Genomic DNA, 10,732 nt, shown 5'->3' with positions numbered 1-10,732 from the left:
GTCATCTTCCAGAGGTGTAAGGGATATTCCGTTCTTCCTATTCAGGCTCTCGAAACTTTATGCTTAATTTCCCCCCAGATTTTCTGCTTGATCCCAACTGCCCGGGGCGCGTAGCCTTCTAAGCAGTAGGTCTTGTCCGGGCCGCCGGTGCGGTTCGAATCACAACGGGATCGCTTCAAAATCAAGCACTTAGGTTAGTTTCTAAGTGCTTTTTTGTTGCATAACGATGCCGCTCAGCTGGATAGAGCAACTTCCCGGGGCGCGTAGCCTTCTAAGCAGTAGGTCTTGTCCGGGCCGCCGGTGCGGTTCGAATCACAACGGGATCACTTCAAAATCAAGTACTTAGATTAGTTTCTAAGTGCTTTTTTGTTGCATAACGATGCCGCTCAGCTGGATAGAGCAACTGCCCGGGGCGCGTAGCCTTCTAAGCAGTAGGTCTTGTCCGGGCCGCCGGTGCGGTTCGAATCACAACGGGATCACTTCAAAATCAAGCACTTAGATTAGTTTCTAAGTGCTTTTTTTGTTGCGATAGGGAGCGAACGTATCCGTATTTCATTCCATTGCCCGAATTTACCCGGGATTTCCTTGTAGATACCCAACGAGGTGATGAATATCAGCCGTTTTACGCCAGCAGCCTCCATTGATTTTACGATAGCCGCAGCCATCTTATCGATCTGCCCTGCCAGGTTCGCGTACACAATGTACTGTCCTTTAATTGCCGTGTCCAGGTCGGTGTTGCGGAGTACATCTCCTTCGATAACCGCCGCGCCAGGTGCTTCATCTTTCAAAACACTTGTATTGCGTGAAAAAAGGGTTAGTTCGACGCCTTTGTTGCCTTTGAGAAATCTTGTGACGTGCTGTGCGATACCTCCGCGAGCGCCCAGCACCAAAACTTTTACAGCCATTTTGATCAAAGGTTTGATTGAAAGAAAGGGATAACTTTTGCCAGAGCCTGTCCGGTTGGATCGGACTGGTCATAAAGGTCATAGTGAGAATATCCTTCAATTGCCAACAATTCTTTTTGAATCGAAGCGGCCCTGCGAACAACTTCATAGCCATCCCTGTATGCGCCGAAACCACCTGGTTTATCTCCAATCACCACCAGGATCGGTTGCGTCAACAGGGTTTCACAGAGATGGAATGCATCCCAGCCCATACCGGTGCTCAGGCGTGAATAGACCGCGCTGGTAGCACCTCCCGGCGCATGGCCGCGACTGGTTTTGTAGTAATCCGTTGCTTCCAGGACGTCTATATCCTTGATCCCTGCTGCTTTTCCAGCTTCAACGGATTCCGGGAGCATATTAATGGTCAGTAAATCGCCGCCCTTCGCTTCGAAGCTTCGCTGACCCGCTACCTTGTCGAGTACATCCAGTGGCGCCCCACCCGCAAATCCATCGCGCAGCAAACGCCCAAAATTCACTCCGGTAATGGAAACCACGGCTTTGATACGCCTTTCGGTCATGGCGATATTCAGCGAGTAGGCGCCACCGCCACATACACCGAGGATCCCGATTCTGTTTTCGTCAACATAGGGCAAGGTCACCAGGTAGTCGATCGCATAGCGAACGTCATCGACGCGTTGATAAGGATTTTCAATATATCTCGGCGCTCCGCCGCTTTCTCCCTGGAAGGAGGCATCAAAGTTCAACACCACAAAGCCGGCTTCCGCCAGGGCTTTGCCATAAACATTACCCGCCGTCTGCTCTTTGCAGCTTCCGATCGGGTGCATGGTGACAACAGCCGGATATTTTTTGCTTTCGTTGAAGTCCGCCGGGAACATCAGGGTACCTGCGTTGTCCCATGCTATGTTATTGAATCTGATTGATAGCGTTTTCATTGTGAAGTTGTTTGTTTTCATTAACCGATTTGATTTCCGGAACCGGGGCAGGCAAGAGGATGCCCCGGCTTTTCTTTTATATTGCAGTTAATGTTTACGCCAGTTTTTCAGCGAAGAAAGGTGCCAGTTGCGAAATGGCTTCGTTTACATAGGTATCCCGGTCGTACAGGGACATGTGGTTTGCACCTTCTATAATGAATTTTCTTTTATCGGCAGATGCCGCGATCTTAAGCAGGTCGTCGCTCATCCAGGCACTACCGGCCACACTGCCGACCACGGCGAGCAGCGGTTGAGTAAAAAACGCTTCTGCTTTATGGTAGGCGTCGTAAGAGATGATCTGTGTCAGGCTCCTGGCCGTGGCGAAGCCAGGTGCAGTCGGGTATTGGCAGCGATCAGTATGGTAGTATTCCCAGGCTTCTCTTAGTTCCTCGTTAGGTGCGTCCTCCTCCCTCAAGGGAGCCAATGGGATTGTCTGAATGCCTGTGCCTTTTGCGTCTGCGGTTCTGGCGTTGGAACCTGCTACCAGGTAAGGAAGCGCGTCTGCATCTTTTACATTGTTTTCCCATCCATTGCGGAACATCGAGCCGATATTGACGGCGCTGACCATCCCGACAGCTTTGATACGATGGTCGTTAATGGCAGCATTGGCGGTGTAACCCGCGCCGGCGCAAATTCCCATCGCGCCGATTTTTTCGGCGTCCACATAAGGCAGTGTCGTCAAATAATCAATTACTGCGCTGACATCTTCCGTTCTGATGTACGGATTCTCCAATTGCCGTGGTTCCCCGGTACTTTCGCCCTGGTAGGACGCGTCGTAGGCAATGGTGACCAGCCCTGCCTCAGCCAATTTACGGGCGTAGAGGCCTGCGGCCTGTTCTTTCACACCTCCGCCCGGATGGGATACAACTACCGCTGCATATTTTCTGCCTTGCTCAAAGCCCCCGGGAAAATGGATAATTGCAGAAAGCGTAATTCCTTGTCCGTTCGCATTATGGATGCTGATTTTTTCTTGCGTTGCCATACTATTAATCTTTAAATGGTTATCAATTTTGACAGAACAAAGGTAAATGAGGCCTCCGCCTCGGGACGGATACGGATTACTCGAAGAAGGATACAGATTACGTTTTCTGAGAAAGGGGGCAAAAAACGATGGCCGCAAAAAAGGTAAAGCAGCCCTTTCGAGGCTGCTTTACAAATGATCGTATTGACGCTACATTAAACTCATTTACCAGATGCTGGGCTATTGATTCCGGAAAACTTTCGGTGAAAGGCCTGTCTTCTTGCGGAAGAAGCGCGCAAAATAATTCGGGTAATCAAAACCCAGGGAATACGATATTTCACTGATGGAAAGTGTGGTATTCCGCAACTTGTCTTTTGCGAGCATCACCACGTGGTCTTGAATGTGGTCCAGGGGCGATTTTCCGGTAAAATGCTTGATCAGATCCCCGAAGTAGTTGGGAGAGAGATAGCTGCTCTGTGCGAAGTAGGCTACCGAGGGTAGTCCTGGAATACTTTCATTTTCGCGGAAATGCTTTTCCAGGTTCTTATAAAAATCTGCGATCACTTTATGGTAAATATTGCTCCGGGTATCAAACTGCCGGTCATAAAACCCCTTGACGTAAGTCAAAATCAGGTTGACGTAAGAAATGATAACTGTACTCGAATAATGTTCTTTCCCGAACTCATGATCCACTTTTCCGAAAAGGTCCCAAAGGATAGTTTCTTCATCTTTGGTCAGGAAAAGAGCTTCATGGTTGTTGTAGTGTACAAAAGTGTAATCCTTGGCATATTTGTCCAGGTACTTGGCGCTTACCATAATGGCATATCCCGAAAACGGCGGCTGGATTTCCCAGCTCAAAGTGTTTTGCGGACAGTCCACATACATATAGGAAGAATCGGTCTGATCTTCAAGCAATGCATATGGGGCCAGCTTGCTGTCCATCGGCGGCTTGATTGCCAAAAGGTAGAAATCGATAGTGACCGGCTCCGATTTCAGGCGCATATCATTTTTCCCCTCGAAATTGACCACATGCAGGTCCTCACTCTTCAAGTTGCCCACATTCAGGTAGCGGCAGAACTCCGGTATACTCAGTATTCTCGTGCTCATTTGGTCATCCCTATTTGAAACAAAATTAGTCATTTCATTCCGCCGCGTCCGGAGACAAATAACGGATAAAAGGATACATTTCACTGATCCGGCCCTGAACACCCGTTCACCCCTTCGAATAGGAAGAAAATACGATCTTCTTGTCGGCGTTATAACGAAGCATCCATTGTTCTCCCCGGCCGTTATCGAGCCAGAAAATGTAGCTTGTGATCCCTTCGTATTCATTCCGGTAACTTCTCATGAGATTATAGCCCACGTCCAGTCCGAAATTAAGGAAATGGGAAGGGGCTCCGAGAATATCGGTAAAGGCCGATATCTCTTTTCTCGTAAGGTTGGTATCGAAGTTGCGCCCGGTGAAGTCTTCATTGTATTGCCGGATCTGATTGAAACTGCCTACCCATATCAAATTGTAATCCTTGTCGAAGAGCAGGCTTTGTGAATCAACCCCCAGAAATCTGACAATGACTTCGTACGTTTTTGTCCCATCAAGGTTAATATAAACAGTACCACCCCCGAATTCGAATTCGTTGTTTTGGGCGATCGTCTGCCTTGTTTCTTCATTGAAGTTGGTCAGTGTATTAACAAACGTAGGGTTAGGTTTACTTCGTTTTTGGATGAAATCGATAATGTGGTCTGGTAAATCGTTGATGTCCCTGATATGATACAATCTGGGATGAGGGGACATGTAAATCGCAGAGGGCCCAAAAATTGCCACGAAATCCATTCCGTTTAAGTGATAGTTTACCGCCGGGGTAGGTACATATCCATCGAACAAGGTAATGGTCCGGTAATCCGAGATCGTGCCGCCTTTTATTGTCGCATTTTGAAGTTTGCTGACCAATGAATCGGGTACTTGCTCTGCGCTGGTTCGGGCAGTCGATATAACTTCAGTATTATTTACAATGGTCGAATACTGCTCGTGGCCAACCTGGAACGAGAATTCGAACACCTTATCTTTTTCGATGACTGTGCCCGACAAATTTTTGGCATCGGGATATTTTTCCCGGACGATATGCTGTGCTTTTTCGGAAATCTCCGGGTTCCTGTTTGGGGAGGTATCTTTCATCGTACACCCGTACATTAATATAAGCAGGGTTATTACGAAAAGAGTTGTGTGGTAAGGTTTGAATAAACAGATTGCAGGACTAGTTTTCAACGTACTGGCTAATTTTTTGCGGGAAAATGTTCGAATTAGATTCGGTTTCAGGTCAACCAAAATACAGACAGGTTTGTTCGCTCCAAGCGTTGCCTCGCTGGCTGGGATAAAACCTGATGACGGTGATGACGCAGTCGAAAGCCTGTCTTATTGATCAACGTATACGTCGTATCGGTAGGCTATTTGGTTGGATTTCAATCAATTTGTGCGGTATAGCAAGCCACGTCGTGAAGAAAAATAGGACATAACGTCTTTATTTTTTTACTATTTTTGTTTCAAATTTCGCCACTCCCTTAAATGTATATCGACGAAAATGCAGCGGACGATAATCTGATGGCCATGCTCATGGATGGTTCGGAGGCAGCATTCGACTTGATTTACGAGCGGTACTGGAAAAAACTGTATAACGAGGCTTATAAAAGGCTTAATGATTCTTCGGATAGTGAAGAAATCGTCCAGGATGTTTTTGTCGACCTCTGGAATAAGCGGGGGAACCGCCAGATCGGAAACCTTCGGGGATATTTGCTGGGAGCGGTGAGATACCAGGTTTTTGCGGTTTACCATAAGCGGAAAAACCTTCCGGCCTTCGAGGAACCGCTCGATTACATGGCGTTTTCCAGTGACGACGCCGATTCCGGTTACATGAGGGATGAACTGCTATCAAGCATTCATCTGTGGCTGGAAACGCAGCCCGAAAAGCGACGCGAAATTTTCAGGTTACGTTACCTGGAAGGACTTTCCACCATGGAAATCGCCGAACAGCTCGATATTTCGCGAAAAACCGTTCAAAACCAGCTTAATACATCACAGCAAAGCCTGCGCGAAAGCATCGGGAGGCTTCTTGCTATTGCCATTTTTCTGCTTCGCCCGTAGCCTCGTATAGTAGCTTTTTCCAGTTTGCCTGAATTTTTTTTGAAAAAATTAGCAGTTCGTTTGGGACTTTTTTGGGAATTCCTTCACTGGTATATAAACAGCGTTCTATAAACATGCCAAGTGGAAATAGGAATAAGTTCAGATCGATCGTCGCCAGGTACCTCAGCGGTAACGCCGATGAGGAGGAATCGGACATGATCGAAAAATACTATGAACTTTTCGCAGGAAAGTCCGACCGGCTATCGAAGCTTTCGGAGGACGAGCTTGCCGACGTCCGGGAACGAATGAAAGGGAATATTGCCAAACGCATTGCGCCGCCTGCGCGATCACGGCCGCTTCTGCCGATGGTTTTCTGGCGTGTGGCGGCTGCGGCACTTATCCTGATCGGTGCGGGCTGGTTTTTCTATCTGGTAAGGGAACAGCGCAAGCCCGGAGTCAATCTTTCAGTAGCGAGAACGGTGATTCATCAGTCTGTGAAAGGCCAGACGAAATTTGTGGTACTCCCGGATGGGAGCCGGGTGGTTTTGCACGGCGATACGCGCATCGAGTACGACCGCGACTTTAACCGCGAAACCAGGGAAGTGTCGCTATCCGGCGAAGCTTACTTCGATGTCGTGCATTTAAATGTGAGTGGCAGAAAACCCGCCTCCTTTGTGATTAAGACAGGTAAGATCAGAACCACGGTACTCGGGACGGCTTTCAGTATCAAGTCGTTGCCCTCGGAGACCGAAGTGGTGGTGACGGTTACGCGGGGTAAAGTGCGGGTGGACGACGGCGATAAACACACCAGCCTGCTGACCTCGAACCAGCAAGTGACCTACAACACCCATACCACCGTCGCGGACGAGAAAGTGGTGAAATCGCAGGAGCTCACCGCCTGGGTGCGGGCCGATATGGTATTTCAGGAAATGCCTTTTGGTGAATTGGCGGAAATGCTGGAAAAACGGTATGGCGTAAATATTTCTTTTCAAAACCCGCAATTGCAGCAATGCCTTATTACCGGACGGTTTTCAGGGACGGAGACCCTGGAAGAAGTCTTTAAGGTGCTGACACTGACCAGCAATACAAAATATGCCCTGGAAAGCGGCGAACTGGTATTGACCGGGGAAGGGTGCCGTTGAACTGACTAATAACTAAATTCTTATGAAACAGATTTCCATCCACTCGGGCAGGGCTCCGTAGCTTCCCGGCAGTCATATGAAAAAGCTCCCCGGCCTTGGACAGCAATAGGGAGCTTTGAATAGAAAATTCGCAAAAACAAATTTCTAGACAATACAAATATATGAAAAAACCTATATCCGTAGGCAGAAGAACTGTGCCTATCCGGCAAGGTATCTTGTGCCGATATCTTTGCAATCTAATGAAGATCAGCGTTTATGGTGTCGGTGTTTTGATCATGGCAACCCAGCTGCTGCTCGCAGGGGTGAGCGGCGCACAGGACATCCGCGATGCCAATGTCACCATGGGTTTGGAAAAGTCTTCTTTAAGGGAAGCACTTCAAACGCTTCAACGGGAATCGGGCTACAATATCTTCTATCTTTCGAAGGCCGTTTCGCCGTTTGATAACATTAGCCTGCGAAAGGAATCTCGCACCGTTCAGAAAACGCTGGAAATGATTCTGGACAGGACTAACCTGGCGTTCCGGCAGGAGGGCAAAAACATTATTCTCACCGAACGGGAGGTCATTATTCCGGAAACGAAGACACGCGCGCCGGTCAGAGGTAAAGTGACGGACAAGGACGGGCAAGGTTTGCCGGGCGTGAGTGTGATCATCAAAGGAACCAGCCACGGTACCATTACCGATCAGAATGGTAGTTACAATCTTGAATTGCAGGAGGATAACCCCGTGCTCATATTCAGTTTTGTGGGCTACGTAGCGCAGGAGCGGGAAGTAGGCACGCGGGAAGTGCTGGATATTGTACTGGCTACCGACGAAAAGGCATTGGAGGAAGTGGTCGTGATCGGCTATGGTACCCAGAAGAAGGTGAACCTGACGGGCGCGGTAAGCAACGTAACCGGCTCTGAACTGACTACCCGGCAGGCGCCGAACACGACGTCGCTTTTGCAGGGAAGAATGCCCGGCGTGCAGGTAACGCAGAACTCCGGGCAGCCCGGCGCGGAGAACGCGAGCATCCAGATCCGTGGCCAGGGGACATTCAGTGGCGCCGGGAACGATCCGCTCATATTGATCGACGGCGTGGAAGGTAACCTGAACAACGTCAACCCGAACCAGATCGAGAGCATTTCGGTATTGAAGGATGCAGCGTCGGCGGCCATTTACGGTTCGCGGGCAGCCAACGGGGTGATTTTGGTAACCACCAAAACCGGTACGGCCGGCCGGTTGAATGTCGATTACAGCTATAATTTCGGCAGCCAGCGGGCAACGTCCGTCTACGACAGGATTACGAATTCGGTGCAGTTTATGGAATTGCTCAACAAGGCCATTGCCCACACAGGAACCAACGCCAACCAGCTTTACACGCCTGCACAGATCGAGGAATACCGGCAGGGTAGCATTACCAACCCCGCGCAATACCCAAGTTACGACTGGATGGACGCCATTTTCCGGACTTCCCCGATGCAGCAGCACTACGTGAGCGTGAATGGCGGCAAGGAAAATACGACTTACAATTTCGGAGCGGGTTATCTTAATCAGGAGGGTATTCTGATCGCGACAGGCTACAAAAGGTATGACGCCCAGTTCAATTTCAAAACAAGCCTGAACAAGACCATTACCTTCGGCACCAACCTCGCTTTTTCCAAAGGCGACCGGAATGAGACGGCATTGAATACCCAGTTCGATGGCAATTCGACCGAGGACCAGATTTTGAGCGCTTTGGCAGCGCACCCTACATTCACGCCGAAGCTCCCCGATGGAAGCGGCCGGTATGCCGCCAAGGCCTACATTCAGGAAGGTGGTAACAAGAATCCCGTCGCGCTCGCGGAAAACGGCGGGCGGTATGTGAGAAACTACTACGCATTGGCATCGGCATTTATGGATGTCAACATTTTGCCGGGTTTGAAAGGGCAGATTAAGGGGGCCGTGAAATTCAACGACCGGCAAACCAAGGTTCATGTGGTGGGTATTCCGGCCTATATGTTCTTGCCGGATGCGAGTGGGCAGTATTTGTATAACACACAATGGAATGGCACCGTGGGTGAAAACAACCTGACGGTCCGCAAGGAAAATGACGTGCAGTATACCGTGTTCGGTACTTTGAACTACGCGAAGAAAATTGGCGCTAACCACGATTTGAATGCTTTGCTGGGTGTGAGCCAGGAAACGTTCCGCTACGATCGCTTGCAGGGTTTCAAAAGGAATGCGCCTTCGAACGACATCCTGGAACTGGGCGCCTATTCGCCCGGTGGGCAATTGTCCGATGGCCTGGCTTATGAATGGGCATTGCAGTCGGTATTCGGCCGGTTGAGTTATAATTTCAAAGAGAAATACCTGCTCGAAGGGAATTTCCGGTACGACGGCTCGTCGCGCTTCCCGAAAGGCAACAAATGGGGCTTTTTCCCGTCGGCCTCGGCAGGATGGAGGCTTTCGGAAGAGCAATTTCTGAAACAGGTTAGCTGGCTCGAAAGTCTGAAAGCGCGCGTATCGTGGGGGCAGGTTGGTAACCAGAACGTAAACCGGTCGCTGAGCGGCGAATCGGTGCCGTACCCGTACCAGCAGGTGCTCAACCCCGTGGTGTACAATATCGGCGGCTCATTGCAGCAAGGCGTAACCCAAACCGACCTCATCAACCGCAACATTACGTGGGAAACGACTACCGTAACCGACGTCGGCTTTGACTTCGGATTGTTCCGGGCATCGGTGTTCGGTAGCGTGGACTGGTATTCCAAAAAGACGACGAATATCCTGCGACCTTTGCAGGTGCCTGATTTTATTGGTGTTGCCGGCCCGACGGTCAACCTGGGGGAAATGAACAATACGGGCGTTGAAATCTCATTGGGTTACCAGAGCAGGATCAAGGACTTCCGCTACAAAATCCAGGGGAATTTCGAAACCTATAAAAACAAGGTGGTGAAGTTCGGTGCGCGGGAAGTGAACAATGGAAATGGTACCGTAACCCAGGAAGGTTTGCCTTATAACTCCTATTTCATGTATGTTTTTGATGGTATCTATCAAAATCAGGGTGAAATTGACAATGGGCCTACGCCGCTCGTGAAGCCTAAACCCGGCGACATGAAATACCGTGATATCAGCGGGCCGAATGGCGTTCCGGACGGCAAAATCACTACCGACGATCGTATGGTCGTAAGCGGTGCCTTCCCGAAATTCAATTACGGATTGACTTTCAATGCGGACTATAAAAACTTTGACCTCGGGATCTTCCTTCAAGGTGTAGAAGGCCGCAAGATTTACATTAAGGAGTGGGGGATAGCACCTTTCCGGCAGGCAGGACCGCCGCCTACATTCTGGGAGAAGGCGTGGGATGGCGAAGGAACATCGAACACGATCCCGCACATTTTCAATGAGAACTATGCCCCCAACACCCAGGTGTCCGATTGGTGGCTGCAAGATGCGTCCTATCTGAGGTTGAAGAACTTTCAGCTGGGGTACAGCTTCCCTGCCAAGCTGATCAACCGCGTGAAAGTCCAGATGCTCAGATTGTATGTTTCAGGAGACAACCTGGTGACATTCACCAAGTTTTTCAAGGGTATCGATCCCGAACGCGCAGCGGCCAGCGGCAGAGCGGCCATTTATCCGCAGGCCAAGATCTACTCATTTGGTGTTAAAGTCACATTTTAA

8 protein-coding genes are annotated in these 10,732 nt (G+C 49.6%); 3 read left to right on the top strand and 5 right to left on the bottom strand.

The window, feature by feature from the left end; translation table 11 throughout:
* Positions 1–500: 500 nt before the first annotated feature.
* The 5 genes from CLV60_RS30450 to CLV60_RS30430 all read right to left on the bottom strand — a co-directional run bounded on the left by CLV60_RS30450 (position 501) and on the right by CLV60_RS30430 (position 5,010).
* A complete protein-coding gene (locus tag CLV60_RS30450; protein WP_106599193.1) occupies positions 501–905 on the bottom strand; it encodes an NAD(P)H-binding protein in 405 nt (134 codons plus the stop codon).
* A 5-nt stretch (positions 906–910) separates the two neighbouring features.
* Positions 911–1,837 (bottom strand): alpha/beta hydrolase, encoded by a 927-nt coding sequence (locus CLV60_RS30445; RefSeq protein ID WP_106599184.1) that lies wholly within the window; start codon positions 1,835–1,837, stop codon positions 911–913.
* A 94-nt stretch (positions 1,838–1,931) separates the two neighbouring features.
* Positions 1,932–2,858, bottom strand: a complete 927-nt coding sequence (locus tag CLV60_RS30440; protein ID WP_106599183.1) for an alpha/beta hydrolase — start codon at positions 2,856–2,858, stop codon at positions 1,932–1,934.
* Positions 2,859–3,077: 219 nt separating this feature from the next.
* Positions 3,078–3,944 (bottom strand): helix-turn-helix domain-containing protein, encoded by an 867-nt coding sequence (locus CLV60_RS30435; protein WP_106599182.1) that lies wholly within the window; start codon positions 3,942–3,944, stop codon positions 3,078–3,080.
* Between the two features lie 106 nt (positions 3,945–4,050).
* A complete protein-coding gene (locus CLV60_RS30430; protein ID WP_106599181.1) occupies positions 4,051–5,010 on the bottom strand; it encodes a hypothetical protein in 960 nt (319 codons plus the stop codon).
* 387 nt (positions 5,011–5,397) lie between these two features.
* On the opposite strand from CLV60_RS30430, the gene CLV60_RS30425 reads away from it, so the two are divergent.
* The 3 genes from CLV60_RS30425 (at position 5,398) to CLV60_RS30415 (ending at position 10,732) form a co-directional block, all read left to right on the top strand.
* Positions 5,398–5,973, top strand: coding sequence for an RNA polymerase sigma factor (locus CLV60_RS30425; protein WP_106599180.1), 576 nt, complete (start codon positions 5,398–5,400; stop codon positions 5,971–5,973).
* Between the two features lie 113 nt (positions 5,974–6,086).
* Positions 6,087–7,094 carry a FecR family protein gene (locus tag CLV60_RS30420; protein WP_106599179.1) on the top strand — a complete coding sequence of 336 codons (1,008 nt, stop codon included), beginning with the start codon at positions 6,087–6,089 and terminating at the stop codon, positions 7,092–7,094.
* A 239-nt stretch (positions 7,095–7,333) separates the two neighbouring features.
* The gene (locus CLV60_RS30415) at positions 7,334–10,732 is read left to right on the top strand and encodes a TonB-dependent receptor (protein WP_211302297.1); all 3,399 of its coding nucleotides are present in this window, start codon (positions 7,334–7,336) and stop codon (positions 10,730–10,732) included.

It is taken from the genome of Dyadobacter jiangsuensis (genome assembly GCF_003014695.1).
Taxonomy (GTDB): domain Bacteria; phylum Bacteroidota; class Bacteroidia; order Cytophagales; family Spirosomataceae; genus Dyadobacter; species Dyadobacter jiangsuensis.
This window is presented reverse-complemented; position numbering and strand designations above follow the sequence as displayed.

Bases quoted from the DNA above. Each gene is read 5' to 3' on its own strand.
- CLV60_RS30415 (WP_211302297.1), top strand. From the start codon at position 7,334: ATGAAGATCAGCGTTTATGGTGTCGGTGTTTTGATCATGGCAACCCAG.
- CLV60_RS30430 (WP_106599181.1), bottom strand. From the start codon at position 5,010: ATGAAAGATACCTCCCCAAACAGGAACCCGGAGATTTCCGAAAAAGCA.
- CLV60_RS30425 (WP_106599180.1), top strand. From the start codon at position 5,398: ATGTATATCGACGAAAATGCAGCGGACGATAATCTGATGGCCATGCTC.
- CLV60_RS30435 (WP_106599182.1), bottom strand. From the start codon at position 3,944: ATGAGCACGAGAATACTGAGTATACCGGAGTTCTGCCGCTACCTGAAT.
- CLV60_RS30420 (WP_106599179.1), top strand. From the start codon at position 6,087: ATGCCAAGTGGAAATAGGAATAAGTTCAGATCGATCGTCGCCAGGTAC.
- CLV60_RS30445 (WP_106599184.1), bottom strand. From the start codon at position 1,837: ATGAAAACGCTATCAATCAGATTCAATAACATAGCATGGGACAACGCA.
- CLV60_RS30440 (WP_106599183.1), bottom strand. From the start codon at position 2,858: ATGGCAACGCAAGAAAAAATCAGCATCCATAATGCGAACGGACAAGGA.
- CLV60_RS30450 (WP_106599193.1), bottom strand. From the start codon at position 905: ATGGCTGTAAAAGTTTTGGTGCTGGGCGCTCGCGGAGGTATCGCACAG.